A 26,910-nucleotide genomic window follows, 5' to 3' on the forward strand; every position below is an offset into this window, starting at 1 on the left:
AATACAAGTTTAATGGATAATATATTGCAATTTTTGCAAAGCGTTGCGATGTCATACCGTGGCTTGACCGGTGTTGTTGCATGGATGGTTAAAAACGCTCTCGGTGTCATTCTAGCTAAAAGCGGGAATCCAGGAAATATTTTTAAGTCATCCTGAATTTATTTCAGGATATACTAAAAAAGATGCACAAAACTTGTTCAGCATGACAATAAAAAGTATGGATTCCCGCCTACGCGGGAATGACGTACGGCACTTTTTTCGAGCCATGCAACAACGCCAATGCCTCTCCTCGCAATGACGATTCTGGTAGCCATGCAACAACACCCGCCTTTAGCTAGGAATGCCATCGAACCTAGTACATCGTATTTAATGCAATATATAAATAATTAAGCCAATTATCCGGAGGGCCTTGGTATTTTTCTAATATTTCTCGATAAATATCCAATTCCTTAGTTTTGCTCGATAAAATTCGGACTATTCCTATCAATGCGGCAATACTAAGCTCAGAGGCAATAGACTCACCGTCTTTATTAATTAAAAACATTCTTGAAGAAAGAACAAATTGTGATAATTTATATATTTCCGACTTATTCAAGCCTAAAATTTTATCCAAATCTTCAATTTTTACGTCGGATGATAAAATAATTTTAGTATTAATTAAATCTAACCATTTTTGCAAGATATGATTAGGTGACGATTTAAGATAAATAAAATCAAAATTACTTACCGTAATACCGTTATTTTGAGTTAGGTTATCAAAAATCAAATTTATAGTATCATAATAAATTTCAGGTTTATAAAACTTATCCAGATTGTCGGCCGCAAATATTTTTGGAGCTGTCCCGGCTAAAGTTAAATGATAAGTAAGGGCATATATTAAGCCGGCACAAACACTTTGATGTTTAGTTAAATTTATAGTAAATTGTTCTAAAAGTTTTCTTTCCGTAGGATAAAATTGTTTTGTAAAATATTCTTCCGACAATTTATATAAATTTAATCCTGTTATACTTCCCTCTAATATATTAAGTGTCGAGCCGTCAAATACTCCGCTATATAATCCTCCTTCTAGAAAATCCTGTAGTCTGACGCGTATTTGCTCTCCACCTTCTATGCTAAAATCTTCCGATTTTAAAATCGTAGAAAAATTCCGATTTTCTTTTTCCGTTGAAAGAATTTTATCTTTTAGTTTTTGCAAAAAGGATATTTCCGCTTCGGTAAGTGGATTAACATAATGATTACATATTACTTTTAAAAATTCTTGAATAAAAGCTTGTGATTTTTCCGTATTATCTAATAAAAAGGGATTAAAAAATTCTTTTTCCGGCTCAGCCCACTTGCCTTCAAGTGCTTCGATAAAAATTTTAGAATCATTGTTATTAGAAATATAAATTATTGTCGGATTGTATTTTGTAGCTTCGGATATCAAAAAATTTAATAATACGGTTTTTCCGGTTTTTCCGGTTCCGAAAATACAAGTATGTCCCTTGCCGGTTTTATCATGAAAATTCATAAAATAGGGAGTGCCTTTCTCTGTTCTAAGTAAAGTCAAGGCTTTACCCCAAGGGCTATATTGACTACCGAGCGGGGAATTATGAAGTGCCGCCATAGCTGCAATATTTTCTAAAATTATCGGCGTCATTCTTCGTATAAATACAAAATTACCAGGTAATTGTGCCCAAAATGTTTGTTCAAGATTAATATCTTCTTTTACGTGAACAATGCCAAGCTTAGAGAGTTCAGTAGATGCTTTAGCAGTAGATTTATCAAGTTTTGTCAGATCATTTTCTATAACGGCGATAGAAATTTGTTGATTACAAAACTGATTTGATGAGTTAGGCAGTTCTATTATTTTATTAATTCCTTTATATTTACTAAGCTCCACGTCTCCGCTAATTTTTAAAATATAATCTTGAGCTTTTAGAGCGGAGATTATTTGCTTTTTGTCGATAAAATAAAATATTTCCGTTATTATTAGCTCGATAGGTAATTGAAGAAACTTATCTAGAGCGGTAGAAGGGGTTTCTTGATATTCTTTTATTGAAAGCATGGAAATAAATTGTTTATTTGCTTCATTATCAATAACCGTAATTTTATCATTGCCGACCGCATACTCACTTTTCCCCAAAGCACTAGATAAATCAGTTATCGGTACTAAGCAATAATCGTCGCTAAGATTAGCTATCCGATTAAATAAATACATAGGAGCAGAAAAAGATTTATCTCCTTCAAATATTATTCCTAATTTTTCTGCGCCGAATTCTTGTAAGTCTGAAAGGATATTATCGGCAACATTATTTAATTTTTGAAAAGCGCTATCTAAATATGTAGTTTCAAAATCGACGATTAATTTAGAGGATAAGGAGTTTATTAACGAATTAAAATTATTAATTTTAATTTTTGTTGAATCATAGACTATTGATATATATAAGGTATTGACAAATTTATCATGCCAGTAATTTTTTTTTTGCCACAACTCATGGATGTTAGCGGATAGTAATTTTTTATATAAAGTAGGATCGTCTAAATTTTGTTTTTCACGTACCGTATGTACCCAAAATGCAAAATCATGATTAGTTATATTTTTTTTTATGGAAGAGCGGACTAGCTCACGTAAATTAAATAATTTATCGCTAATTTTTTCTGAATTAAGACCGTTTATTTGGATAATTTGTAGTAATTTTCCATCTTTAGTAAGCAAAGTATTTTCGTTATAATGACATGCGATAGGTATAAAATCTTCCGCAATATTATTATATATATCCTTATCAACTTTTCTTAGATCACTAAACACAAATGATACCTATAAATATTTACCGATAACGTTCATCGTACAAAGAAGCGGTGTTGTGTGGATGCTTTTAAGCGCACAAAATGGTGTCATTCCGTGGTCACGACGGCGTTGTTGCTTTTATCGAGCCATGCAACAACGCCGTCGTGACCACGGAATGACATCAAGCCGGCTTTTAATCGATTCTTAAGTTAACAGCTCATGTGTCGTTTCCGGACATCACTCCAACTTTAAAATCCTATCCTAATATTTAGTGTTAATAAAACAATTTATTCTTTATATACTGAAATTTTTTGCAGCCCTCCCATGTAAGACACTAAAACGTCCGGCACCGTTATAGAACCGTCTTCATTTTGATAGTTTTCTAAAATGGCTACAATGGTGCGTCCTACCGCTAAACCGGAAGCATTTAAAGTATGAACAAAAGTAGTTTCCGAGCTACCGAATTCTTTATAGCGTGCTTTCATTCTTCGAGCTTGGAAATCCCCGCAATTAGAGCAGCTGGAAATCTCTCGATATTGTTTTTGACCGGGTAACCATACTTCTAAATCATAAGTTTTTTGTGCTGAAAATCCCATATCTCCAGTACAAAGTAGCATAACTCGATAAGATAGGTCAAGCTTTTTTAAAATTGCTTCGGCGGCACTAGTTATATGCTCATGTTCGCGTTTTGATTCTTCGGGTGTGGTAATTGTTACTAATTCAACTTTACTAAATTGATGTAGTCTAATCATCCCTCTGGTATCCCTGCCGCTGCTACCCGCTTCCGATCTAAAGCACGGTGTATGAGCAACGTAACGAATCGGTAATTTTTCACGTGCGATAATGCTATCGGCCACCATATTCACTAGCGGCACTTCTGCAGTCGGTATAAGTCTATAATTGTTAGTAGTCTCAAAAGAATCTTGCGCAAATTTAGGTAATTGACCGGCATTATACATTGCTATGTCGCGAACCAACGCCGGCGGTGAAATTTCAACAAACTCGAACTCGCTAGTATGAGTATCAATCATGAAATTAATTAAAGCGCGCTCTAATTTTGCTAAATCTCCTTTTAACGTTACAAACCTACTACCGGACATTTTAGCTGCTTGCTCAAAATCCATTAGCTTCAGTTTTTCACCTAATTCAAAATGCTGTTTGCTATATGGGTAAGTTTTTGTTTCGCCGTGGGTTCGTATTAACTTATTCATGCTTTCGTCAATACCATATGGAACCTCTTCCTCCGGCATATTCGGTAACATATTCAGTATATCGTTTAATTCGGTATTATTATTTAAACTAGTATTAAGCTCTTCTAGCTTTTCATTTATATGTTCAACATCACGTTTTATGCTTTCAAAATCTTCGCTCTTAGGGTCCATACCTCCAAGAGTTTTGGATTTTGTTTTACGTGCATGTTGAAATTCTTGAATTAAATTTGTTATTTTTCGTTTATCTTCGTCTAATTTAGCAATGTTATCTGACATCGGCTCAATGAACCTTTTCCTTAAGATATCGTCAAAGATATTTTTATTTTCTCTAATCCATTTAATATTTAACATTTAATTTCCTTGGTTATTTTTTCGGTTTTTTCTATAAAACGACATACTATAATTGAAATTTCATATAATAAAAGCAGCGGTATTGCAAGAGCTAATTGACTTAGCACGTCCGGCGGCGTTAATATTCCGGCAATAATAAAGTTAATTACCACGGCAAGCCTTCTTTTATTCTGTAGCGTGCTTACCTTTATTATTTTTAATATATTCAATATTATAATAACAATCGGTAATTGAAAAGCTACGCCAAATGCAATAATTAATTGAATTACTAAATTTAGATATTCACTAATTTTTGCTTCTAGTATTATCGGTACTATTATATCACGTTTTTCAAAACTAAGGAAAAAAATCCATGCTTTCGGCATTACAAAATAAAATACAAAAATACTCCCGCCCCAAAACAAAACGGGAGACATAAAAAGAATAAAGGCGATAATTTTTTTTTCATGCGAATACAAGCCGGGTTTAACAAATAAATAGCATTCAATTGCTATAACCGGAATGATAATTAGTAAGGCAGAAAAAGCCGAAAGTTTTATATAAGTAAAAAATGCTTCGGTAAGACCGGTATAAATGATATTCCTTAAATTATCGTGACTTAATTTTGCCAAAGGCCGTAATAAAAAACTATATATATTATCGCTAAAATAATAACAAATAATAAAAGTAATAATAAAAATAGCGATTATTCTAAATAATCGAGTTTTTAGCTCTGAGAGATGCTCGGCAAAACTATATAATTTCATAAATTTACTTTTTGCGAAATTTATTCATCATCTATATGCGATGAAATTCCGTCAAGCTCATCTTGTAGATCGTCTGAAAATCCGTGATTAGTTCCGGAGTTCTTACTTTTAAATGTTTTATGTATGGTATTTTTGGAACTATCCGAAGCTTTATTATTTAATATCTCAATTGATTTTAAACTACTCGGCGGCACTATTATTATAATATTTTTACTTATTTCATCTAAATAACCGGTAGTTAAAGACCTTTCTAATATACCTGAATATTTATTATTATCGTTACTTTGTATAAAGCCTTCAAAAGTTTCGCTTTTTAAATAGCTAGTAGAAGTAAACATTGCCGTAATAAGAAATAAAATAGTCGAGATAATAAGACCGATAGCGAGTCCCAGTAGTAACCCTAAGAATTTATCAACAAATCCCCCTCTCATAAAAGAAATTACGGCAAGGAATTTATAGGTTATAAAAATACATAAAATTAAAGAAATAATATATGACGCAATACCGGCAAAAATTATTCCTATAATTTCATTGTCGGTATATTTATGTATTATTTCTAACGCATATGGATATAAAAAATAGGTAAGGGCTATAGAAGCCGTAAAACCTGCCACTCTAAGGATAAAGCCTATTATCCCTTGATATAACCCAATGAATGAGAAAATAGTAATAATTGCAAAAATCGTAACGTCAAATAACGTAATCATTAGAATAATGTAAAAATGTTAAGTTAAAGAATCGAGAAATGTCCCCCCGTGACTTGATCACGAGGTCCAGAAAAATTAAGTACTGGGTACCGTGGTCAAGCCCACTACTGTACGAACGTTGAAAAAAGGCTGTGTCATGCCGTGACTTGATCACGGCATCCAGGAAAATAAAGCCATATTAGACTTATTTTAGAATCTTTTTATGATATTATAAGCTGGATTCCGTGGTCGTAGCCACGGAATGACAGAATTTTTACCTCTTTATTTAAACGTTCGTACAATAGTGGGTCAAGCCACGGTATGACACCATCCGAGTTCGTGTAGTATACAACAAATTATAAATATAAACGATAATATTATTAACTTCTATTGAATAATTTAGTCTATTGCATATATATTATAATTAAATGAGTTAAATTAAAATAAAGAAATTAAATTATTATGAGTGAGAAGGTTTTTTATAATTTATCGGGTAAGACCTTAGTTGCTACGCCTTATGTCATTAAAGAAGGGATATTTCATAAATCTTTAATTTATATGCTATCTCACACAAAGGAAGGAGCGATAGGGCTAATATTTAATCGTTTAGTAAATTATATAGAATTTAAATCATTTTTTAAAATAAAAAGCGATGCAATAGACGATAATGTCATGATACCGATATATCTCGGTGGACCGGTCGAGCATGAAAGAGGGTTTTTCCTTCATTCAAATGATTATGATAAAAATTTGCTGTTGCAGTTTCAAAATGATTTAGCGGTAAGTTCTAATTCGGAAATTTCAGAGGATATAGCTTTCGGTAAAGGACCTAAAGATAGCTTATTTATTGTAGGTTATACGGCATGGAAAGCCGGACAACTTGAACAAGAGCTGGAAGATAATTTATGGTTGATAATGGATTGTGATAAAGATTTTATTTTTGCGGATCATCCTGAAAATAAATGGTATGATGCATTAAAGCATCTAGGAATAAATGAAGTACATTTCGCCGCACAAATAGGCAATGCTTGATGAGATGGATATCATTCCTATGCTCTTTTATATCATTCCCGCTTTCGCGTGAATGACATCGGATAGCATTTTTACGTTCCACGCAACATTACCACACAAGTAGAACCTCAAAAACTTATAAGGAAATAACTTTGACTTGGATTGTTTTTTGCATTGTAATTTTAGCTTTATTAATTTTTGACTTAGGGTTTATACACCGCAAAAATAGTGTGATGAGCTTCAGGCAAAGTTTACTTTTTAGCCTTTTTTATTTTACGATAGCATGCCTATTCGGCGTATATGTCTTTTACACTATGGGAGGAGATAGCACTAAAGAATATTTCACCTGTTTTTTAATTGAAAAAGCAATGTCACTCGATAATGTTTTTATTATCTCGATGATTTTTCAATTTTTTTCTATCCCTTCTAACTATCAACATCGGGTATTATTTTTAGGCATAATCGGCGTAATAGTCTTTCGGGCTATTCTGATTTACGGCGGTATTATTATCATAGCCAAATTTTCTTGGATATTATATATTTTTGCCGTAATCCTTATTATTACAGGCGTAAAAACTTTCTACATATCACATAAAATTTTTGACGTACAAAATTCCTATATTTATAAAATACTAACAAAATATTTAAATATTACGCCTAAACTTGTAGGTGATAAATTTTTTATTATTCTAGATAAAAAATTATATATTACTCCTCTTTTCGTATCGTTACTACTTATAGAAATTATAGATTTGGTATTTGCTATCGATAGTATTCCGGCAATATTTGCTATTACGAATAATTCTTATATAATTTATACTTCAAATATTTTTGCTATTTTAGGTCTTAGAGCGTTGTTTTTTTGTTTAGCGAATATTGTAGAAAGATTTAGATATATAAAATACTCTTTAGCTTTAATATTAATATTTATCGGTATCAAAATATTTATTCATCCTTTTATGGAAATTCAGCCCTTTATTTCTCTTATTGTTACAATTACCTTATTAATTTTAGGAATTATTGTATCTATTGTTAAAAAAATTAAAAAATCGGCATAGAATTTTAGTTGACCGTACCTAAAGCAGATATATAATAGGCTTTTTTTAAAATCTGTTTTTATGATTAAATTATCTAAAATATTTATTATAGCCTGTGTTTATTCTTTTATTGTTATCGCTTCGGTTGCTTATGCGGAAGAAGAAGTAAATGCCGATCAAAGATTTTTATATATAGGGGCGGAAGGCGGAATAGTGGAGCCGGTCGTTAGTAAATTTCGTCACAAAAACTCTAATACCGCTATTACTTTAAAAAGATCGGGTATGTATAGTGCTAAAATAGGCTATATTTTCTATCCGCAAATAGCTATCGAATTTTCGGCAACCTATCAACCGAAATATCGCCTTCATTACGTATTACCGCAGCAAGATTTAAGTAACGGTTTATCTATTCCGAAAACTCCAGGTAAAACTAGAGTAATATCTAATATATATATGGTAAATCTTATATATGATTTTCAAGAAGTAAAAAGCTTCACTCCTTTTGTAATATTCGGTGCAGGTATAGCGCAGGTGAAAGTTAAATCAACTTCTTCCAGATGGGATTTAATGAATATAGAATATTTTAAAGTAAGAAAAACTCGCACTAATTGTTTTGCTTGGCAAGCCGGTCTCGGTGTTTCAAAATATATAACCCCGAATTTCAGCATTGATTTAGCCGCAAAATTGCAAGTAGCTCAAAACGTAAAAATTAATTACGATACTCTAAATATTCAAAGCCGGCAATTTGTGCCGGCAAATCCTATCAAAAAAACCATAGGTATCGGAGAATTCGGTATAGGATTTACTTATAGGTTGCCAATTTAGAAAATTTTGATGTAGTATATTTAAGTGACGGTGTCATCTAGTTGCTTGACTATAGTAGGCATTGTTTGGGCGATCGGAAATTGCTTCAAAAGGATGTCATTCCCTACGGGCGTTGTTGCATGGCTTGATAATAAGTAGCAATATGTCATTCCCGCGAAAGCGGGAATCCGGGCTTTATTATTGTCATGCTGAACTTGTTTCGGCATCTCTTATAGTAGATCCTGAAATAAATTCAGGATGACTTAAAAGTATTTTTCTGGATTCCCGTTTTCACGGGAATGACATCGAAAATTCAAGCCATGCAGCAATGCCCCGCCGCCTCCGCGGGAATGACATCGAGAGCGTGTTTATCGTCCTATGCAACAATGCCGCCACGCTATGACAAGTAATTTTAATTTGTTAATTTACAAGGAAAAAATATGAACGTAAAACTCGCAGCTCCACACAATACTTATGACGAAGTGCCATATGAAAGTTATCCATATGCACTAACTAATCCTTATCATTTAACCACTCTTGCTACATTATTCGGTATGACTCCGCCGCCGCTAGAAACCGCTAAAGTTTTAGAACTCGGCTGTGCAGCCGGCGGTAATTTAATACCGCATGCCGTTAATTATCCTAAAGCTCATTTTGTCGGTGTTGATTTATCTAAAGTACAAATTGATGAAGCGAACAACCACAAAGCAGGGCTTGGGCTTAAGAATATAGAATTTCATCATTGTTCTATAACGGATATTGACGAGTCTTTCGGTAAATTTGATTATATTATTTGCCACGGTGTAATTTCTTGGGTGCCGAAATTTGTGAGAGATAAAATTTTTGAGGTATGCAATAAAAATTTGAGTGCAAACGGTATAGCCTATGTTAGCTATAATACCTTACCCGGCTGGAATATGGTTCGCACTATTCGCGACATGATGCTTTATCATTCAAGCTCATTTCCGAATGTGCAAGATAAAGTTGCTCAATCTAGATTATTACTTGAATTTGTCAAAGATAGTTTAGAAAATTCTAAAACTCCTTATGCCGAAGTATTAAAAACAGAAGCAGGATTGCTTGCTAAACAAAGCGATCATTATTTACGCCATGATCATTTAGAAGAAGATAATGCCCAGTTTTATTTTCATGAATTTATGGATGAAGCTAAAAAACATAATTTACAATATTTAAGCGATTGTAATATATCTACCATGTATCTCGGTAATATGCCGCCAAAAGTAGCTGAAAAACTGCAAGCCGTGAATGATATAGTGCGGACTGAGCAATATATGGATTTTATTACCAATCGTCGGTTTAGAACTACTTTATTATGTCATGATAATGTTAAATTAAACAGAAATATTAATAATGACGATATTACTAAGTTTAATATGGTCTTTAATATAGTGCCTGAAAAACCTCTAGCTGAGGTCGATCTTAATAATTCTGCTGAATCTTTAAAATACTTTTTAAACGGTAATAAAGAATCTAACTTATCGACTTCCTCACCTTATATGAAAGCTATCCTTTATAGTTTTAACGAGAATATTAATAATCCGATTAGTTTTGAAAAAGTAACGTCTGAAGCTAATAAAAAATTGCACAATACTAAATTAAACGAAATAAAAGCCGAGCTTTTAAATAATGCGATGAAGCTAGTATTACAAGGTTATATTAGTATTACTATGCAAAAACAAAGAAGTGCGCCGAACCTTGATAAGCCTAAAACTTCAAAATTTGTGGCATATCAAGTTAGTAATAGTCCGGCTATGTGGGTTACAAATTTGAAACATGAGCCGATAGGTGTTAATTTCTTTGAAAAATTTGCTTTAAAATATATGGACGGTAAACATGACAAAAAGGCAATTATCGATGCCGTAATGAATCATGTAGCTAGCGGCGAGATAGTTTTAAATAAAGAAGGTAAAAAGATAGAAGATAAAGAAGAAGTTAGAAAAGAATTGGAAGTTTTATTTGCTCCAATGATAGAAAAATTTGCCGCTAATGCTCTATTAGTCTAACAAGTTTATGATGTCATTCCCACACCCCATTATGTCATTCTAGCTAAAGGCGGGAATCTAGGCTTTATTATTGTCATGCTGAACTTGTTTCAGCATCTCTTATAGTAGATCCTGAAATAAATTCAGGATGACTATTATTTTCTAGATTCCTTCCTGCGCGGGAATGACATACGGCACTTTTTTAGAGCCATGCAACAAGACCTTCAGTCGCTCGCAATGACGTTTGGGGTATCCACGCGGGCAACACTTCCTCGCAATGACGATCTCTTAAGTTGATACCCCTAACTAATCTTTCGGTAATCCTAAACAATAATATTTTAAGAATTTACCTGTACTATTTATTAGGTAAACAAAAGCAGAATGTTCAAGCCGGTAACTATGATTTTCCTCATCAAATTGTTTTTGCCGGTAAAAAACCTCAAATTTATGAGCAACATCTTGAATATCTTCAACAGAACCTGTTAAACCTATAAAATCACTGTTAAACTTTTCTAAATACTTTTTGAGTACCTCACTATTATCATGTTCAGGATCTAGAGTAATAAAGACCAGCCTAACAATTATATGTTCTTTTTGTAGAATTTTAATAATTTCAGATAGTTGCCTCATATAATTATAATCGGTTAAAGAGTAAGTGACTCCAAAATAAATTAAACTCAAATGATTGTTTAAATAATTACTTTTAAATTTTTTACCGTTTTGATCAATAAGTGTGAAATCTCTAGAAATGTTAATATCATTATTATCAATTTTTACAATAATATTAGATTTGAATCGGTGAGTAGCAGAATATAATAAATATGAAGTTATTATGCCGGCAATTATCCCAATGGAAATAAAAATTTTTATAATAGATGTAGAGTGTTTAAGGCGTTTCATATTTTTTATTACTAACTTACTAATTTAACTACCTTAGGTATAATAAGGATTAGACAGGATAAAATAAAAGTAATTTATGAAATTACTTAGCTATAACGATAAATTACCCGTGATAATTTTATCACAAACATCTTTTTAATTAATTTAATAATAAGTTATTAACTAAACTAATTAAATTTCTAAAGATACTATATAAGTTAATATTTAGTAAAAATTTTAACTTAATAATGGTACAAGTTATGCTTTTGGGATTTAGTACACAATTTAACGAAGTTATAGCAAAATTAAATAATTCGGAATCTCTTGACTCTTCACTTAGTATTACGATTTCCACAAGACCGATTGATATGGAAGTGCTTGTAGAATCGATAAAGGATACCAAACATAAAGTTAAGGCATTAACTATTAATTCTATTAAATTAACGGGAGACGAAATAAAAAAGTTAGAAGATATATTTACTTACTGTACCTCACTCGAGAGTCTTGACCTTTCTGACAACGATCTTACAAGTGAAGAAGCGGAAATTTTAGCCGGTATCCTTGCAAATAATAAAACCATCAAATCTCTTTCTCTTAGCAACAATAAAATAGGAGATAACGGCTTAAAAGCTTTTGCTAAAATAGCCGAAAAATCTCTTATTAAATTTCTTAACTTTAATGAAAATAATATAAGCGATAAAGGATTTGAATTTTGGGCAAAAACACTTGAAAAAAATACTAGTCTCACTAGTTTTCATTTCCAAAGTAATAAAATACACGATAAAGGAGCAAAGGCTCTAGCAGAGTTTTTACCTCTTAATCGTAGTATTAAAATTTTTACTATTTCAATAGGAAAAGATCTTACAAACGAAACTACAGAATTATTAAAAAAGATAATTAAAGACAAAAGTATTAATGGTAACCAACTTCCAGTTACCAAATTATTACCGGACGAATTAGATGAATGGGTAGAGGATCGGATTCCTGAATCGAAACCACAGCAACCGCCAAAAGAAGTGTCGGAGGCAGAGCAACTAATAAAAGCGATACCGGTTTCTAACCTAATTCCTGCATTGCAGCTAAAACCGACAGAGCAATTAGTAGACAAAGCGCCATCGGTAGCGTCAAAAGCAGGAGAGCAAGTAAAGGAGGGGGGGATAGGGAAAATCCTCCAATCATCTTCATCAGAAACCATTAGTAATTATAAAGAAGAGGGTAGTGTAATGAAATTAGAATCTAATGAAAATAAACCAAAGCAGGAAATAATAGTTGAAAATAAATTCAATCCGGAAGCAACATTAGAATTGTTGGATGAGTATAATAGCAACTTTTATCCTTTATTGGAAAAAAATAATCAAATCTTGGAGAAGCGAGGCATAAAACTTAACCTTACAGAGGAAAAAGACTATAAAGCCTTAATTATTTTAGGAAATCCCGGCAGCGGTAAAACTACTTTAACTAAGTTGTTTGCTTCTAAAACACTTACGATAAATGTAAATGAGGAGGGTACCTTAATATTACCCCATAATTCTCTTCCTTCCTCTTCGCCTCTAGGCTATAGTTTGCCGGGTAAACCTATTATAAATATAGCTAAATCAGTGGATGATGTAATAGTATGTGAGAATAATTCCCTTCAGGATAAGCTTTCTAAGTCGGAAGCAATTATTAATACATTTTATATGAAAAAAATTCTGAGTAATTATTCTACTAAATTTATCATTACTATAAAAGATAGCGATCTTAAAAAGGAATTTCTACCTATAACAAAAAAACTTGCTATTTTGCTGGAAAATGTTACCTTAACTCGTGATAGCCTTTATTTAGTTGTTACCGACACTCCTCCATATAAAACCACTACTAATATATCCACTTCTCTTATGGATATTATCGAATGGCGAGCAAGGGGTGAAGAAAAATATAGAGAGAAGCAAGAGGAAATTATAGCTTTTTTAAAGCTCTCAACCTCACTTTGTCTTTTTCCTACTTTTTATCCCGGTACCATAAATTTGGATAAGTTTGACCATATTTTTGATAAAAAATTCCCTCCTTTGACTAAAGAAAATAATAAAATAGCGGCGGGTTCTACGAATATATCGGATATTTTAACCCTGCAATCTTCCATTAAGGAGGGGTTAAGAGAGGGTATAAGCAAATTAAGTGATAAAATAAAAACAAAATGGGATAAAGAAAAAGATTCACTATTCACCCTAGAATCAAAATCAATTTATCATGATACCATACTTTTGCCGGATATTACAAACTTAAAAATATTAATAGGCATTTTTAAAAAGTTAAGTAATCCTTCTAATAATGATACTACTACAGATAATGATGCTACAAAATTTTTAGCATTAAATAATGCATTATATGAAGTTTTAGGAGATAAAGAATCAAACGGATTAAACAATAAATTAAGCAATTACGTAGATTATTTAAAATATTTTACGGAAATAAGTTCAACTAATAGAGAAAATATAAGTATAAGTAAGATGATCTCCCCACGCATGCGCGATAATTGGTTTAAAATGTTAGCTGACGGAGTTTTAAGTATTGGGGATGTAGATGAGCAATTAATAGAATCTTTTAAAACTGCTATGCAAACTTCTTTTTATTCCCACTTAAAGATATCTGTAGAAAAATTTTCTGATTCCATAAAAAATATAAAAATTTTAACCGCAGATACTCTAAATAACATCTATAACTTAAAAATGTTACAATCAATTCTTACAAACAACGATATAATGAGTTTAACAACGATCGAATCTCTATTACTGGATATGCTGGACATTACATCTCCTACTAATGATGTATTGTCAGATTTATTGACACAGACGGTAAAAAATAATATAAAAATTTTAAAGGAGTTAGTTATAGAGAGTGATCTTAAAATTAAAATATTAACCGAAAAAATATGGCAAGAATTTGTTGATTTGAAGTCTATTAAAGAGATTAATGAAAATATTCATAATATTATATATGAGAAACTACTTACAGTAGAAATACCGCATAAGATGGATATAGAATTTTATGATAAATTATTAACATCAATACTGCTAGAAGATGTTGAAAATGCTTCTTTATCTAGCTCACATATAAAAGCCTATCACTCTAAACTAGCCGAAATTTATTGCCAAATGGGTAATGTAACTTCTGACTCTCAAACTAAAAAAGAATATTATGAAAAAGCTATTGAAAATAATAAATCTAATAAAGAAGCTCATGAGGAATTAGGAGATATAGAGTTACAAGATAAAAATTATAAAAAAGCAATGGAACACTACCAGTATACTAATTGTATAAGTAAAGAGAAGGCGGCTTTTAAAGCAGCATTAGGCGTTGAGGAAAAGAAGAAAACGCACAATGATTATAATATTCAAGATCAAGTAGAATTACACTTAAAACACGGTAAATATCTTGCGGACAAAGGATTCACGGAAAAAGGAGGAATGGTTGTATTAGATGCCCAACCTTTAGCAAAAGAAAATTATTCTCTATGTGTGAAAATCTATGAAAATTTGGCGTTGATTTCCAAGGAAATAGCACTTAAACATATACATGAATCCACTGAGTATAGTAGTAAGGCAGCAGTCTTTAGTTCTGCTGCGTCAACATGGTCTACTGAAATTATTGATAACTATAAGGCATCTGAGGTTATGGGAAATACGATTTTTAATCAGGATTAAAATTGCTTTTACTTAATAAATATAGATACGGATTTAGGATAAAATTTAAAAGAATTTTATCCTAAATATCCCCCAGCACTTGAAATTCAATTTCTTCCCCCAAACCTTTATCTTCACCCTCATTTACATTTTCCAATAATAGTAGTGGCACTTTAGAATCACTTAATACTACAGTTAATTCTTCTACAACTTTATGTCTAAGGTGGGCATCCTCAATACATTTTTCAGCTATCTCCCCACCACCAAACCGCTCTGGGCAATAATATGCCATATAATTAATTATATGGGGGAATTTTTTACTAAATTCTATTAAACATTCAAAATTTTTGCTATTATTATTTACTACAGCATTTATCATTATATCAAATATTGCTATTTTTGCTAAATTAGAATTGCTACAAGATAAAGAATTTTTAATATATTCTTCTTCCAAAAAATCACTTACTGGTCGCGGCTTAAACCAACTTAAGTTGAACCGGCTAGGTTCAATGTTCCATATTTTCTTTAAAGTATTCTTTTCTATTTCTGATCTATCTTTTGGCGGAATAATACTCTGTATGAATGTTATTTGCTTAAAGTTTTCTGTATCATCGATTAATAAGTTAGTAAGATTTTTTCCTAGAATAACCTGTACCTGTTCCTTAAAAGGTAACTTATTATCTATTATTGACTTATGATTTTTGAATAAATACATCATAAAAAGAGTAACGTCCTCGAAAGCTGATTCAGTAGGAGAGTTTTTTTTATTTGGAGAAGAGGCGCCGAAGGCTTTTTGCTTCACATAAGACAGTTTAGTTTGTAACCAATTCTTATTTTCTATTAGCGGCGGGTTTAAAATTTTCTCTTTATTAGCATTAGTTATCATTAGAGCGAGTTCGCCTAACTCGATAGCTACGCTTTTAAAATGAAATTTCTCTGCTATAATTTTGTTTATACACTCTACTCGATTATCAAATTTTTTGCCCATTATCAGATCATAAATATCAGCGGTAAATTCATGAATTGCGCATATCCCGGGACCAAGTGCTGCATATCCAGCGGCAACAATTTCCATAAGATCGGTGCCGTAACATGCAAATTTTCTTAAAACTTTACAGTGTATCTTCTCAAATTTATCAATATTTGCACCTATCAAACCAGTGCCTAAAGTAATATAAGCTTGAAATATATTCGTTATAGTGTAATGAAATGTTTGACAATATTTATATAATTCAAGATTTTCATTTTTAAGTAATTTTATATTTTTAATTACCCAAGCTTTTTTAGTTTTTCTGCTAATATCTAATATTTCTTGCTGGTTATCCGCGTTTTCTTTTAGTGCCATAACCGCTTGGAAAGTCATTTTTTTGAAGCTATTAAATTCTGCACGCGTTACAGGTTCATAGTCTGAAGAATTTTCTGAAAAATTAACTTCCTCAAAGCCTTCGTCATGATTTTCAACTCTCTTTAATTGGCGATTATTTTCCTCTATCCCTAAATCTTCCTGAATTTGTTTCATATTATCACTCGCATCCTTATAGTTTGGATTAAGCATCCTAAGCTTTTTAAAAGCAACATATGCTTGATATTTATTATTCGATTCATAAAAAGCTCTCCCCATATGATAATAAATATCGGGATATTCTGGGTTAAACTCAAATACATACTGAAAAAGCTTTGCTGCTTCGTGAAAATACTTAATATCCTCTTTGCCTCTCTCAAAATAAGCATGTCCTTGCCGGTAACATTCCTCAATAAAAACATCAATTTCTTCTAAATTTTCTGCAGCAAATAGTACTTCCCCTTTTTCAAAGTAATCTTGCGCCGTTTTATTTTTCATATAAACTTTATTTATACCATATTATGACCGCCATTAATCGATAAAGTTTCGCCGGTAATAAATCCGGCATTCTCATCGGTTAGAAACTCGACGGCTCTGGCTATCTCTTCGGGTTCTCCAAGTCTTTTCATCGGGATAGCCGCAACTATTTGCTCAAGGATGCGCTCAGGAATTTGTCCCATCATTTCCGTCCTGACGTAACCGGGGGCAATACAATTTACGGTGATATTTTTAGAAACGGATTCTTTGGCTAAAGCTTTAGTAAAGCCGATAAGCGCAGCCTTGGCAGCGCAGTAATTAGTTTGCCCGACTTGTCCGGCTTGAGCATTGATTGAACTAATATTAACGATGCGACCGTAATTTTGGTTGCGCATTTGCGCGATCACTGCGCTCGACATATTAAAACAGGAATTAAGATTGACGTTAATAACGTCATGCCAATCTTGTTGGCTCATTCTATGTAACATTCCATCCTTAGTAATACCAGCATTATTTACCAAAATACTTACCGGTCTTTTGTATTCTTCTTCGATTTCTTTGACTGCTTGCCGGCACTCGTCATAATCCGCTACGTTCCATTGTTTGGCTTGTATTGAATGTTTTTCCGACATTTCTTTAGCTGCATCGTGATTGCTGAAAAAATTGGCAACAACCGTAAAGCCTTTATTTTTTAAGGCAATAGCGGTAGCCTTGCCTATTCCTCTCGTCCCGCCTGTTATTATCGCTAGTTTTGACATTTATACCTCGTAATATTTAGTAAACTGTTTCATTTATCCTATTTAATTGCTCTAACTTATAAACCTGAAGGCTAATTTTTAAAGCTCAATTAAGAGTATTATATTGTTGCTTTAGTTATCTTTCCCATTTTTTGTGAGCCTCATGTGCATGGGTTGGTGTAGGAGGAGGTGAGGTGGTACCCTTTGTCTAGACAAATTTTTTAAATTTTAGAGGTGTAATTCTCCTTTATTAATGTATTGGTTTTTCAAAGTAAAGTTTGCATTTTCTATGTCATATAGCCTCTTGGTAATTTTCTAGTTTTTCTGCAAAATGTATCATTTTAGGTGTCTTATATTCAAGCGATTGATGAGGTCTTTGCTTATTATAAAATTCTATATAATCTCTGATAGCTATCTTTGCTTCACGTACCGTTTCAAGATCAAAACGATAAATCTTCTCTTGTTTCAAAGATCTCCAAAAACGTTCAATAAATACATTATCTAAGGCTCTGCCTTTGCCGTCCATACTAATAGCTATGCCTTGTTGCTCAAGTATTTGAGTAAAATCTTTTGATGTAAACTGTACTCCCTGATCCGTATTAAAAATGTCAGGCTTGCCATGTATAGATATTGCTTCATTTAGAGCTTCAATACAAAAATCATTTTCTAAACTAATCGACACCCGCCAACTCAAAATATAACGACTATACCAATCCATTATAGCAACCAAATATACAAAACCTTGCTTTAATCTTATGTAAGTAATATCTGCACAGTAAACTTGATTGGAGCAAACCACCTCTATATTATTTAATAGATATGGGTATACTTTATGAGCCTGATTCCTACGGCTTAAATTAATTTTTGGGTATACTGCTTCAATACCAAGTATTTTATAATATTTTCTTATCATCTTACGACTAACATTTAACCCTTCCGATTTTAGGACATGAGACATTCTTCTAGTACCATAATAGGGATGCTCTGTAAAAATCTCATCAATTCTGTTCAGTACTCTATACTCCTTATCATCTAAGGTATTCCTAGCTCGGTAATAGTAACTTGAGCGGTTTAAATCTAAAAGTTCGCATTGTCTTGCTATGGTTAATTTTGAAGCATAACTTATCATTTTTTTCCTAACCTCTAAATCCAAAGATACTAGATTTTTTTTTGAGCCAGTCTCTTTCAACTGTTAACTGGCCTATTTGCTCAAATAATGATTTAATTAAATCTTCTTGGCCGGTATCTTGTTGTTTAGATTTCGATTTAAATCCAGAAACCATAAAATCTAAAGCTTCTTTCTTCCATTTATAAATCTGATTAGCGTGAACACCATATTTGCTGGTAATTTGAGCTATAGTCATTTCTCCAGATATTGCTTCAATTGCTATTTTTGCTTTTTCTTCTGCGCTATATTTTTTAACTTGTTTTTTCATTTTTTGCTCCTTTTCCTAGGAGATATTATACCTACTTTTCTCTATTTTCTTGTCTAGTTTTTGGGTACCATTATACATTTAGCGGTTTGTTTTTACTTTGCTCAGTTGATAAAGCCTCTACACCTGCTTCCGTAACAAATTGATCTCTCACCTGCTGTCTAGGCGGTAATGTATTATATCTTTCATCTTTATACATATTAGGAGTTTCTTCAGCTTTTTTCTGCTCCTGCTTTTCATTAATAATCTCATTTTTTTTAAGTTTCTTGATTTTATTATTAGCCCCTGTCGGCTCTACTATAGTTTGCAGAGCTTCCTTTCTTGTTTCCGGGAATCCTTCACCGGTTACTTGTAATGTACCGTAGCAACCAACAGTTGCTCCGCCGGCATAAACCCCTCCGGCTTGACCGGCAGTATGCCCTGCTTTTAGAAGTTGTTTATCAACATCAGTAACCTGTATTCCTAATTTAGCAGCTACGGCACTACTAGTTTGATCATGCTCCGCAAGCCCTGTGCGATCTTTGCCGCTTGCACACATGGTAAGTACCTCATGCTTTGGGACCTTTCTAAAAACAAAATCTTTAGAGTTTGTGATTCCTGTACTTACGAAATTAAGCTTTCTTGAAATATCTACGCTAATATTTTCTTTATCTGCTCCTCTAAAAAAAGCAACGTCGGCTTTTTCTACATCTTTCCTCAAATCAGCAGCATCTTTTAATGTTTTTATAGTTTCAGGAGATAAATTATGCGTTTGCTTTGCAATGTCTAGAAGCCCTGATAGGTCACCTTTTGGTTTATTAATACCAAATAATCTTTCTAATCTTCCCCTCGGTTTTAAATGAGTTTTAATACTGTCAAAATTTTCTTCTTTTGGTAAATTATCGGCAATATCGTTAAGTTGTTGCTTTGCTCCATCGAAATTATTGAAGGCAGCAATTTTTCTAAATTGATTAAAAGCCGTATTAGTATTTTTACCACCTACTACTTGCATTGCTAAATTTGTACTTTTTACAATATCTATATCTATATGAACTGACGGGAATGGAATATTAGCAGGACCGCTATTTAAAGTATTAGTATGAAGAATATGGTCCTTGCCTATCCATTCTTGCGCTTGCTTAGCATTTAAATTAGTAATTTCTTGTCTTGAATTTGTATCATGAGAGATAGAGGCCAATGTTCCTGCATGTTTAGAATTGTGTAATACTTTAAAATTTTCACCATTTGAGTCAGCTATTGCAGTAATTTTTTCAAAAGCATTTTTCATACCGACTATTTGCCGTAATTGGGTAGAAATAACATGATCTCCTTGTACTATTTTATCGGCATATCTTTCTACTAATTTACTTTCCCAATCCTTCATTGCGGTAAACCATTTAGGTTTATTTTCCGTTTTTATTTTTTCATATTCTGCTTTTTGCTCGATTGTTAATCCCTTTAATGCTGCTTCTGCTTCGATAACAACATGCTCTTTACCTTGCTTATCTTTAACATTTGAGACAGTAACTATATTACAATGTTCATCATTAAGATTCTGAAAATCCTTAGCAACATTAAGCTTTTTATGTATTTGTTTAATACCATTTTCTTCCAGAATTACGGCTATATCATTAATTTTATTTTTGACGTTAATAGAAATTTCTTCCTGAGATTTATTTTCATTCTTCTTGTTGAAGTTTTCAATAAATGTAACTGCTTCATTTTTTAGCTGCTCTTCAAGCTCAGGCTTTTCTTCGATTTTAGCAATATCAATGGCCGCTCTTACAGCATTTAAATATTGCATCTCGTAGCCTTCAGTTCCAAGCTCCCTAGGATATTTAGCCTTTCGTGCATCACGAATTATTACCGGTGTTGTATAGCATAATCCATTAAGGTATTGACAAGTAGCATAAAATAAGTAAATCTATGTGCGAAAAAGGAAAGAGATGGTCCGAGCATATCCATACGAACTAAGAACAAAAGCATTAGAGTTAATAGATAAAGTTAAGTCAGTAAGTAAAGTTAAGGAGTTATTAAATATATCTAGGTAAACATTATACAAATGGCAAGCTATTCAAAAGAAAGAAGGAGATATTCAGCCGAGAGTAGGCTATCAAAAAGGTCATAATAAAAAGCTAACAAATATGCCGGAGTTTAAGGAATTTATAGATAATAATGCCGATAAAAGCCTAAAAGAATTAGCAAAAATATCAAATAAATGGTCAGCAACGACAATTTGGCGAGGTATAAAAGCACTAGGATATAGTTATAAAAAAAACTTTTACGCACCCCAAAAGGGACGATGGAGCAAGGAATGATTTTATAGCTAGAATCAAAACTATTTCAAAAGAAGATTTAGTGTTTATGGATGAATCCGGAATAGAAGATAATGCATGCTTGGAGTACGGTTATAGCCTAAAAGGTAAAAGATATTACGATAAGAAAATTTACCAACATAAAACAAGAGTAAGTATGATAGCAGGGCTTTGCAATGGTAAAATAATAGCTCCAATAGTTTTTGAAGGGACTTGTGATACACTAATTTTTAAGAGTTATGTTGAAGATTTTTTGATCAAAGAATTAAAACAAGGTCAAGTGGTTGAGGTGGTACCCTTTGTCTAGACAAATTTTTTAAATTTTAGAGGTGTAATTCTCCTTTATTAATGTATTGGTTTTTCAAAGTAAAGTTTGCATTTTCTATGTCATATAGCCTCTTGGTAATTTTCTAGTTTTTCTGCAAAATGTATCATTTTAGGTGTCTTATATTCAAGCGATTGATGAGGTCTTTGCTTATTATAAAATTCTATATAATCTCTGATAGCTATCTTTGCTTCACGTACCGTTTCAAGATCAAAACGATAAATCTTCTCTTGTTTCAAAGATCTCCAAAAACGTTCAATAAATACATTATCTAAGGCTCTGCCTTTGCCGTCCATACTAATAGCTATGCCTTGTTGCTCAAGTATTTGAGTAAAATCTTTTGATGTAAACTGTACTCCCTGATCCGTATTAAAAATGTCAGGCTTGCCATGTATAGATATTGCTTCATTTAGAGCTTCAATACAAAAATCATTTTCTAAACTAATCGACACCCGCCAACTCAAAATATAACGACTATACCAATCCATTATAGCAACCAAATATACAAAACCTTGCTTTAATCTTATGTAAGTAATATCTGCACAGTAAACTTGATTGGAGCAAACCACCTCTATATTATTTAATAGATATGGGTATACTTTATGAGCCTGATTCCTACGGCTTAAATTAATTTTTGGGTATACTGCTTCAATACCAAGTATTTTATAATATTTTCTTATCATCTTACGACTAACATTTAACCCTTCCGATTTTAGGACATGAGACATTCTTCTAGTACCATAATAGGGATGCTCTGTAAAAATCTCATCAATTCTGTTCAGTACTCTATACTCCTTATCATCTAAGGTATTCCTAGTTCGGTAATAGTAACTTGAGCGGTTTAAATCTAAAAGTTCGCATTGTCTTGCTATGGTTAATTTTGAAGCATAACTTATCATTTTTTTCCTAACCTCTAAATCCAAAGATACTAGATTTTTTTTTGAGCCAGTCTCTTTCAACTGTTAACTGGCCTATTTGCTCAAATAATGATTTAATTAAATCTTCTTGGCCGGTATCTTGTTGTTTAGATTTCGATTTAAATCCAGAAACCATAAAATCTAAAGCTTCTTTCTTCCATTTATAAATCTGATTAGCGTGAACACCATATTTGCTGGTAATTTGAGCTATAGTCATTTCTCCAGATATTGCTTCAATTGCTATTTTTGCTTTTTCTTCTGCGCTATATTTTTTAACTTGTTTTTTCATTTTTTGCTCCTTTTCCTAGGAGATATTATACCTACTTTTCTCTATTTTCTTGTCTAGTTTTTGGGTACCATTATAGAAATCAATACTGAAAAATTTTGCAATCTATATGAAATGGGAGGCTTTCCTGAACCTTTTTTAAAAGCGTCGAAAAATTTTACTTATAAATGGCATTCTTTAAGAGAAAAACAGCTACTATATGAGGATATACGAAACTTATCCAATATACACGAAATAAGCCAACTGGAAATTTTAGCAGAGCTGTTAAAAGAACAAACGGGGCAGCTTCTCAATAGAACTAGTTTGAGTAAAAAAATACAGGTAAGTGTCCCAACAATTTCCAAATGGATTAGTGTATTGGAAAAGTTTTTTTATTGCTTTATTGTCAAGCCATGGTCTACTAATATATCTAGGAGTATAATTAAAGAACCAAAAATTTATTTAGTAGACTGGTCATTAATAAAGGATGAAGGTAGAAGGTTTGAAAATTTTATTGCTTCTCATTTATTAAAAGCACTAAACTGTTGGAGTGATAGAGGTTTGGGTAAATATGAATTATATTTTATTAGAAATAAAGATGGGAAAGAGGTAGATTTTTTAATTGCTAGGAATGATATACCATGGTTTTTGGTAGAGGCAAAATTATCTGATAACAATCGTATATCAAACAATTTAAGATATTTTCAGGAACAAACTGGAGCAACTCATGCGTTTCAGGTAGTATACAGCATGGAGTATATACAAGACGATTGTTTTAAATATCCTGATCCCATAATAGTGCCGGCTATTACTTTTCTTTCTCAACTGGTATAAAATCCAGAAGAGGGAGGGTAGTTACTAATTGTTCTATAATTTATCTTATGGAAAATAACTCTGTAAAAAAGCTTTACTGATATTTTTCAATTATCTTTTTTTCTTCCTCTTCTGTATAATTATCGTCAATATTAAGGTCGGTCAATACCATATTAGTTTTTAAGACATCGGTAAGTAGTTTTATTCCTTTGTCCCCTATATTATTCATTCTAAGATCAAGAGAAGTGAGTGTTTCATTAGTTTTTAAAGCCTTAGTAATCAACTTTACTCCTTGATCTTTTATGTTGTTAACTGCAAGATCAAGATGGGTCAGCGTTGTATTGGTTTTTAGAAACTCAGCAATTGGTTTTACTCCTTCATTACCTAAACTGTTACATCTAAGCTTAAGATGTATCAGTGTGGTATTTAGTTTCAGAGCATCGATAATTAGCTTTATTCCCTCAACACTTATGTTGTTACTAGTAAGGTCAAGATTAGTCAAGGTTGTATTAGTTTTTAGAAAGTTTACAAGTGACTTTAACCCTTTATCAGTGATGTTGTTACTAGAAATATTAAGGAAGGCTAGAGTGGTATTGTTTTTAAGAGCTTCAACAATTAACCTTAATCCCTTGTCTCCTATATTATTGTTCTCAACGTCAAGATTTGTCAACTTTTTGTTGGTTTTTAAAAGCTCAGCAATTAGCTTTACTCCATCAATTCCTATATAATTATTTCCAAGGTTAAGAGTAATAAGCGTGGTATTTAGTTTCAGAGCATCGGTAATTACCTTTATGCCCTCATCCCCTATATGATTAGCAACAAGATTAAGAGAAGTTAGTGTAGTGTTAGTTTTCAGAGCATCTGCAATTAGTTTTATTTTTTCATTCCCTATATTATTTATACTAAGGTCAAGATGGGTCAGCGTTGTATCAGTTTTAAGAAGTTCAGCAATTAGCCTTATTTCTTCAGCACTTAGTTTATTACCTCCAAGATTAAGAGAAGTTAGCGTTTTATTCGTTTGCATCAACTTTATAAGTAATTCTACTCCTTTATATCCTATTTCATTATCTGCAAGATTAAGAGAAGTTAGTGTCGTATTAGTTTTTAGAGCATCTAAAATTAGTTTTATTCCTTCTGTTCCTATCCGATTGCTCCAAAGGTCAAGATGGATCAGTGTTTTATTAGTTTTAAGAAGCTTACCAATCAACTTTACTCCATCAATCCCTATCTTATTAGCTGTAAGATTAAGTGAGGAAAGTGTTTTATTAATTTGCATCAGCTTTACAAGTAATTCTACCCCTTTATCACCTATGTTATTTATACCAAGGTTAAGATTTATCAGTGCAGTATTAGTTTTTAGAGCATCTGTAATTAGCTCTACTCCTTCAGCTCCTATCATATTGCCCCAAAGGTTAAGTTCAGTAAGTATAGGATTGGTTTTAAGAAGCTTACCAATTAGTTTTACTCCATCAACCTTCACTCCTAGGGATTCAAGGTTAAGAGAAGTACCGCTTTTTCTTAAATTATTAATATAATTTTTAATTCCTATTTTTTTTAAATAATCTATTAATTCTTGCATTTTCTTTCCTTAATTAAATAAACGAACTGATTGAATTGGTAAATAGCTTAGTGAAATATGCTGTACAATGTTTTTAAAATATTTGTTGCAGGTTTTTTTATGCTGTTCTCTCACATTAGTTTATTCGGTACTTTGTAAAACAGCTCTTTTATTTCAGTAATCTCTAAAGTGGCACTTCGTTACATGTTCCGTAACACTGGACCAACTCGCTGTAAGCCCAAAGTAGTAATGTCGTGTTTATAATGCCTTGCTAGAGTCAATAATTCAAGCATACTATATTAGTTTTCTTGTTAAATAAATTGAGATAAAAAAGTAATAGCCGGTACTATCCATAAGCCAGGTTTATCAAAACAAGACTTATCAATAATCTGTTTGTTTTGAACCACTTGAAAACTAAATTCCGGTTTAAGTAATTCATGAAAATATTTTAAACTCGAAGAAATGGACAGATCACTTACCTTCGCCTCTACTAAAATCCAAGGTTTATTATCTTTTATTATTACAAAATCCACTTCTCTCTTTTGTTTATCACGTAAATAACATAAATTAAAATCCCCAAGCCCTGATTCGTTCCAAAAATACACCGCTTTTAAAAGATGAGATGCTACTAAATTTTCAAATTTTGCCCCGGGATCTTTTATTTGTGACCAATCCCAAAGATAATATTTAGGTTCTTTTATTAAGCTTCTTATAACATTTTTAGCCCAAGGTCTTATAGAGAAACAATAATAATGTTTTTCTAATAAAGAGACCCATCTCCTTATAGTTTGGTCTGAAACCCTGACTTTATTAGCTAGATTTGTGTAATTTGTTAGTACCCCTACTTGTTCATTTATAATGGTAGCAAGCAATTCTAGTGCATAAATATTGTTAATATCCTCTGTATTTCTAACATCTTCTCTAAATAATTGCTCAAATCGCTGTTTACTCCATATTCTATGAAATCTTGCAGTACCTCTTAAATAGACTTCTGCAAACCCTCCGAAATTTATCAATGCCTCAAATTCATCTTTTGTAATATTTTTTGGTTTGCCTATATATTCAATATCATTACGAAAATTTTTAGAAATTTCAGCTACAGATAACGGGTGTATCGTTAAATTAATATAACGTCCCATTAAACTATCTCCACCTTTTTTGTATATATTTAATCTAGCACTACCGGTTATAATAAATTCTATAGTGTCACCAAATTTATCGTAAAATCCTTTTACAAGATTTTTCCAATCTTTGAATTTATGGATTTCATCTAATATAATTCTTGGTTTCTTGTTAGCTTTAACTATAAGCAATGTTTCAAAAATTTCATTATGACCATTTAAAATGTATTGTCGATCTTCTAAATAATCCCAATTTAAGTAAACTGAATTAAGATTATGTTTGATTGCTTGTTTTGATATGGTAGTCTTTCCTACTTGCCTTGGTCCGCTAATAAATACTAATTTACCGTAATTTGTTAAATATTCTTCTACTTCTTTTTGGTATAACCTTTCCATTTTTAATAGCCAAATAAATTTATAACTATTTTACAGCTAAATATCGAGATAGTCAATAATATTTCGATATAA

The 26,910-nt window shown here is 32.0% G+C and carries 26 protein-coding genes and 1 pseudogene; 10 read left to right on the forward strand and 17 right to left on the reverse strand.

Annotated elements, in window-relative coordinates:
• Window positions 1-12 precede the first annotated feature (12 nt).
• Entirely contained in the window at window positions 13-156 is a 144-nt protein-coding gene (locus AAHM91_RS05770) for a hypothetical protein (RefSeq protein WP_342270173.1), read from the forward strand.
• Between the two features lie 41 nt (window positions 157-197).
• On the opposite strand, the gene AAHM91_RS05775 is transcribed toward AAHM91_RS05770, so the two are convergent.
• On the reverse strand, window positions 198-347 hold the full coding sequence (locus tag AAHM91_RS05775) for a hypothetical protein (protein WP_342270174.1): 150 nt from the start codon (window positions 345-347) through the stop codon (window positions 198-200).
• A 5-nt stretch (window positions 348-352) separates the two neighbouring features.
• Window positions 353-2,791 (reverse strand): VirB4 family type IV secretion/conjugal transfer ATPase, encoded by a 2,439-nt coding sequence (locus AAHM91_RS05780; protein ID WP_342270175.1) that lies wholly within the window; start codon window positions 2,789-2,791, stop codon window positions 353-355.
• Window positions 2,792-2,846: 55 nt separating this feature from the next.
• Here AAHM91_RS05780 and AAHM91_RS05785 point away from each other — a divergent pair, with 55 nt between their 5' ends.
• Window positions 2,847-2,978 carry a hypothetical protein gene (locus tag AAHM91_RS05785; protein WP_342270176.1) on the forward strand — a complete coding sequence of 44 codons (132 nt, stop codon included), beginning with the start codon at window positions 2,847-2,849 and terminating at the stop codon, window positions 2,976-2,978.
• A 79-nt stretch (window positions 2,979-3,057) separates the two neighbouring features.
• On the opposite strand, the gene serS is transcribed toward AAHM91_RS05785, so the two are convergent.
• The 4 genes from serS to AAHM91_RS05805 are packed head-to-tail and all read right to left on the reverse strand — an operon-like array spanning window position 3,058 to window position 5,939.
• Window positions 3,058-4,332: a serine--tRNA ligase gene (gene serS, locus AAHM91_RS05790; protein ID WP_341793212.1), complete on the reverse strand. Its 1,275-nt coding sequence runs from the start codon at window positions 4,330-4,332 to the stop codon at window positions 3,058-3,060.
• On the reverse strand, window positions 4,326-5,078 hold the full coding sequence (tatC, locus tag AAHM91_RS05795) for a twin-arginine translocase subunit TatC (protein WP_410525866.1): 753 nt from the start codon (window positions 5,076-5,078) through the stop codon (window positions 4,326-4,328). Before tatC ends, serS begins: the two co-directional genes overlap by 7 nt.
• Before the next feature lie 20 nt (window positions 5,079-5,098).
• Window positions 5,099-5,785, reverse strand: coding sequence for a CvpA family protein (locus AAHM91_RS05800; RefSeq protein WP_253308389.1), 687 nt, complete (start codon window positions 5,783-5,785; stop codon window positions 5,099-5,101).
• Window positions 5,769-5,939: a hypothetical protein gene (locus AAHM91_RS05805; RefSeq protein WP_342270177.1), complete on the reverse strand. Its 171-nt coding sequence runs from the start codon at window positions 5,937-5,939 to the stop codon at window positions 5,769-5,771. Before AAHM91_RS05805 ends, AAHM91_RS05800 begins: the two co-directional genes overlap by 17 nt.
• Before the next feature lie 287 nt (window positions 5,940-6,226).
• Between AAHM91_RS05805 and AAHM91_RS05810 the strand changes: the two genes are divergently transcribed.
• The 3 genes from AAHM91_RS05810 (at window position 6,227) to AAHM91_RS05820 (ending at window position 8,637) form a co-directional block, all read left to right on the forward strand.
• Complete coding sequence (locus tag AAHM91_RS05810) at window positions 6,227-6,796, forward strand: YqgE/AlgH family protein (protein ID WP_253308390.1); 570 nt, start codon at window positions 6,227-6,229, stop codon at window positions 6,794-6,796.
• A gap of 131 nt (window positions 6,797-6,927) precedes the next feature.
• Window positions 6,928-7,833: a TerC/Alx family metal homeostasis membrane protein gene (locus AAHM91_RS05815; RefSeq protein ID WP_253308391.1), complete on the forward strand. Its 906-nt coding sequence runs from the start codon at window positions 6,928-6,930 to the stop codon at window positions 7,831-7,833.
• A 60-nt stretch (window positions 7,834-7,893) separates the two neighbouring features.
• Entirely contained in the window at window positions 7,894-8,637 is a 744-nt protein-coding gene (locus tag AAHM91_RS05820) for an outer membrane protein (protein WP_341793211.1), read from the forward strand.
• Window positions 8,638-8,657: 20 nt separating this feature from the next.
• Here the strand turns inward: AAHM91_RS05820 and AAHM91_RS05825 are convergent, their stop codons facing one another.
• Window positions 8,658-8,843: a hypothetical protein gene (locus AAHM91_RS05825; protein WP_342270178.1), complete on the reverse strand. Its 186-nt coding sequence runs from the start codon at window positions 8,841-8,843 to the stop codon at window positions 8,658-8,660.
• A 237-nt stretch (window positions 8,844-9,080) separates the two neighbouring features.
• Here AAHM91_RS05825 and AAHM91_RS05830 point away from each other — a divergent pair.
• Window positions 9,081-10,640, forward strand: a pseudogene (locus tag AAHM91_RS05830) (methyltransferase regulatory domain-containing protein); the annotation flags it as partial.
• A gap of 285 nt (window positions 10,641-10,925) precedes the next feature.
• On the opposite strand, the gene AAHM91_RS05835 reads toward AAHM91_RS05830, so the two are convergent.
• The gene (locus tag AAHM91_RS05835) at window positions 10,926-11,519 is read right to left on the reverse strand and encodes an SCO family protein (protein WP_253308393.1); all 594 of its coding nucleotides are present in this window, start codon (window positions 11,517-11,519) and stop codon (window positions 10,926-10,928) included.
• A gap of 239 nt (window positions 11,520-11,758) precedes the next feature.
• Between AAHM91_RS05835 and AAHM91_RS05840 the strand changes: the two genes are divergently transcribed.
• Window positions 11,759-15,181 carry a hypothetical protein gene (locus AAHM91_RS05840; RefSeq protein ID WP_342270179.1) on the forward strand — a complete coding sequence of 1,141 codons (3,423 nt, stop codon included), beginning with the start codon at window positions 11,759-11,761 and terminating at the stop codon, window positions 15,179-15,181.
• Window positions 15,182-15,242: 61 nt separating this feature from the next.
• Here AAHM91_RS05840 and AAHM91_RS05845 read toward each other — a convergent pair whose 3' ends face one another.
• The 5 genes from AAHM91_RS05845 to AAHM91_RS05865 form a co-directional block, all read right to left on the reverse strand.
• Entirely contained in the window at window positions 15,243-17,000 is a 1,758-nt protein-coding gene (locus tag AAHM91_RS05845) for a tetratricopeptide repeat protein (RefSeq protein ID WP_342270180.1), read from the reverse strand.
• Between the two features lie 11 nt (window positions 17,001-17,011).
• Window positions 17,012-17,737, reverse strand: coding sequence for an SDR family oxidoreductase (locus tag AAHM91_RS05850; RefSeq protein ID WP_341793206.1), 726 nt, complete (start codon window positions 17,735-17,737; stop codon window positions 17,012-17,014).
• Between the two features lie 271 nt (window positions 17,738-18,008).
• Entirely contained in the window at window positions 18,009-18,845 is an 837-nt protein-coding gene (locus tag AAHM91_RS05855; RefSeq protein ID WP_342269489.1) for an IS3 family transposase, read from the reverse strand.
• Window positions 18,846-18,852: 7 nt separating this feature from the next.
• The gene (locus AAHM91_RS05860) at window positions 18,853-19,152 is read right to left on the reverse strand and encodes a transposase (protein ID WP_045812944.1); all 300 of its coding nucleotides are present in this window, start codon (window positions 19,150-19,152) and stop codon (window positions 18,853-18,855) included.
• Between the two features lie 70 nt (window positions 19,153-19,222).
• The gene (locus AAHM91_RS05865) at window positions 19,223-20,932 is read right to left on the reverse strand and encodes a hypothetical protein (protein ID WP_342270181.1); all 1,710 of its coding nucleotides are present in this window, start codon (window positions 20,930-20,932) and stop codon (window positions 19,223-19,225) included.
• Between the two features lie 340 nt (window positions 20,933-21,272).
• Here AAHM91_RS05865 and AAHM91_RS05870 point away from each other — a divergent pair, with 340 nt between their 5' ends.
• Window positions 21,273-21,446, forward strand: coding sequence for a hypothetical protein (locus AAHM91_RS05870; RefSeq protein ID WP_342270182.1), 174 nt, complete (start codon window positions 21,273-21,275; stop codon window positions 21,444-21,446).
• Between the two features lie 46 nt (window positions 21,447-21,492).
• On the forward strand, window positions 21,493-21,750 hold the full coding sequence (locus AAHM91_RS05875) for a transposase (RefSeq protein WP_342270183.1): 258 nt from the start codon (window positions 21,493-21,495) through the stop codon (window positions 21,748-21,750).
• 80 nt (window positions 21,751-21,830) lie between these two features.
• On the opposite strand, the gene AAHM91_RS05880 is transcribed toward AAHM91_RS05875, so the two are convergent.
• Window positions 21,831-22,667 carry an IS3 family transposase gene (locus AAHM91_RS05880; protein WP_342269450.1) on the reverse strand — a complete coding sequence of 279 codons (837 nt, stop codon included), beginning with the start codon at window positions 22,665-22,667 and terminating at the stop codon, window positions 21,831-21,833.
• Between the two features lie 7 nt (window positions 22,668-22,674).
• Window positions 22,675-22,974 carry a transposase gene (locus AAHM91_RS05885; protein ID WP_045812944.1) on the reverse strand — a complete coding sequence of 100 codons (300 nt, stop codon included), beginning with the start codon at window positions 22,972-22,974 and terminating at the stop codon, window positions 22,675-22,677.
• Between the two features lie 60 nt (window positions 22,975-23,034).
• Here AAHM91_RS05885 and AAHM91_RS05890 point away from each other — a divergent pair, with 60 nt between their 5' ends.
• Complete coding sequence (locus AAHM91_RS05890) at window positions 23,035-23,784, forward strand: ATP-binding protein (RefSeq protein ID WP_342270184.1); 750 nt, start codon at window positions 23,035-23,037, stop codon at window positions 23,782-23,784.
• A gap of 73 nt (window positions 23,785-23,857) precedes the next feature.
• Here the strand turns inward: AAHM91_RS05890 and AAHM91_RS05895 are convergent, their stop codons facing one another.
• On the reverse strand, window positions 23,858-25,342 hold the full coding sequence (locus tag AAHM91_RS05895; protein ID WP_342270185.1) for a leucine-rich repeat domain-containing protein: 1,485 nt from the start codon (window positions 25,340-25,342) through the stop codon (window positions 23,858-23,860).
• 290 nt (window positions 25,343-25,632) lie between these two features.
• A complete protein-coding gene (locus AAHM91_RS05900) occupies window positions 25,633-26,838 on the reverse strand; it encodes an ATP-binding protein (protein ID WP_342270186.1) in 1,206 nt (401 codons plus the stop codon).
• Between the last annotated feature and the right edge of the window lie 72 nt (window positions 26,839-26,910).

The sequence above is a fragment of the Rickettsia endosymbiont of Orchestes rusci genome, assembly GCF_964030945.1.
GTDB lineage: Bacteria > Pseudomonadota > Alphaproteobacteria > Rickettsiales > Rickettsiaceae > Rickettsia.

Excerpts from the sequence above, each read along its gene's own strand:
- AAHM91_RS05860 (WP_045812944.1), bottom strand. The coding sequence starts at position 19,152 with ATGAAAAAACAAGTTAAAAAATATAGCGCAGAAGAAAAAGCAAAAATA.
- AAHM91_RS05870 (WP_342270182.1), top strand. The coding sequence starts at position 21,273 with ATGCCGGAGTTTAAGGAATTTATAGATAATAATGCCGATAAAAGCCTA.
- AAHM91_RS05895 (WP_342270185.1), bottom strand. The coding sequence starts at position 25,342 with ATGCAAGAATTAATAGATTATTTAAAAAAAATAGGAATTAAAAATTAT.
- AAHM91_RS05770 (WP_342270173.1), top strand. The coding sequence starts at position 13 with ATGGATAATATATTGCAATTTTTGCAAAGCGTTGCGATGTCATACCGT.
- AAHM91_RS05855 (WP_342269489.1), bottom strand. The coding sequence starts at position 18,845 with ATGATAAGTTATGCTTCAAAATTAACCATAGCAAGACAATGCGAACTT.
- AAHM91_RS05885 (WP_045812944.1), bottom strand. The coding sequence starts at position 22,974 with ATGAAAAAACAAGTTAAAAAATATAGCGCAGAAGAAAAAGCAAAAATA.
- tatC (WP_410525866.1), bottom strand. The coding sequence starts at position 5,078 with ATGAAATTATATAGTTTTGCCGAGCATCTCTCAGAGCTAAAAACTCGA.
- AAHM91_RS05840 (WP_342270179.1), top strand. The coding sequence starts at position 11,759 with ATGCTTTTGGGATTTAGTACACAATTTAACGAAGTTATAGCAAAATTA.
- AAHM91_RS05825 (WP_342270178.1), bottom strand. The coding sequence starts at position 8,843 with ATGCCGAAACAAGTTCAGCATGACAATAATAAAGCCCGGATTCCCGCT.
- AAHM91_RS05800 (WP_253308389.1), bottom strand. The coding sequence starts at position 5,785 with ATGATTACGTTATTTGACGTTACGATTTTTGCAATTATTACTATTTTC.
- AAHM91_RS05845 (WP_342270180.1), bottom strand. The coding sequence starts at position 17,000 with ATGAAAAATAAAACGGCGCAAGATTACTTTGAAAAAGGGGAAGTACTA.
- AAHM91_RS05850 (WP_341793206.1), bottom strand. The coding sequence starts at position 17,737 with ATGTCAAAACTAGCGATAATAACAGGCGGGACGAGAGGAATAGGCAAG.
- AAHM91_RS05865 (WP_342270181.1), bottom strand. The coding sequence starts at position 20,932 with ATGCAATATTTAAATGCTGTAAGAGCGGCCATTGATATTGCTAAAATC.
- AAHM91_RS05835 (WP_253308393.1), bottom strand. The coding sequence starts at position 11,519 with ATGAAACGCCTTAAACACTCTACATCTATTATAAAAATTTTTATTTCC.
- AAHM91_RS05880 (WP_342269450.1), bottom strand. The coding sequence starts at position 22,667 with ATGATAAGTTATGCTTCAAAATTAACCATAGCAAGACAATGCGAACTT.
- AAHM91_RS05810 (WP_253308390.1), top strand. The coding sequence starts at position 6,227 with ATGAGTGAGAAGGTTTTTTATAATTTATCGGGTAAGACCTTAGTTGCT.
- serS (WP_341793212.1), bottom strand. The coding sequence starts at position 4,332 with ATGTTAAATATTAAATGGATTAGAGAAAATAAAAATATCTTTGACGAT.
- AAHM91_RS05820 (WP_341793211.1), top strand. The coding sequence starts at position 7,894 with ATGATTAAATTATCTAAAATATTTATTATAGCCTGTGTTTATTCTTTT.
- AAHM91_RS05900 (WP_342270186.1), bottom strand. The coding sequence starts at position 26,838 with ATGGAAAGGTTATACCAAAAAGAAGTAGAAGAATATTTAACAAATTAC.
- AAHM91_RS05775 (WP_342270174.1), bottom strand. The coding sequence starts at position 347 with ATGGCATTCCTAGCTAAAGGCGGGTGTTGTTGCATGGCTACCAGAATC.
- AAHM91_RS05875 (WP_342270183.1), top strand. The coding sequence starts at position 21,493 with ATGGATGAATCCGGAATAGAAGATAATGCATGCTTGGAGTACGGTTAT.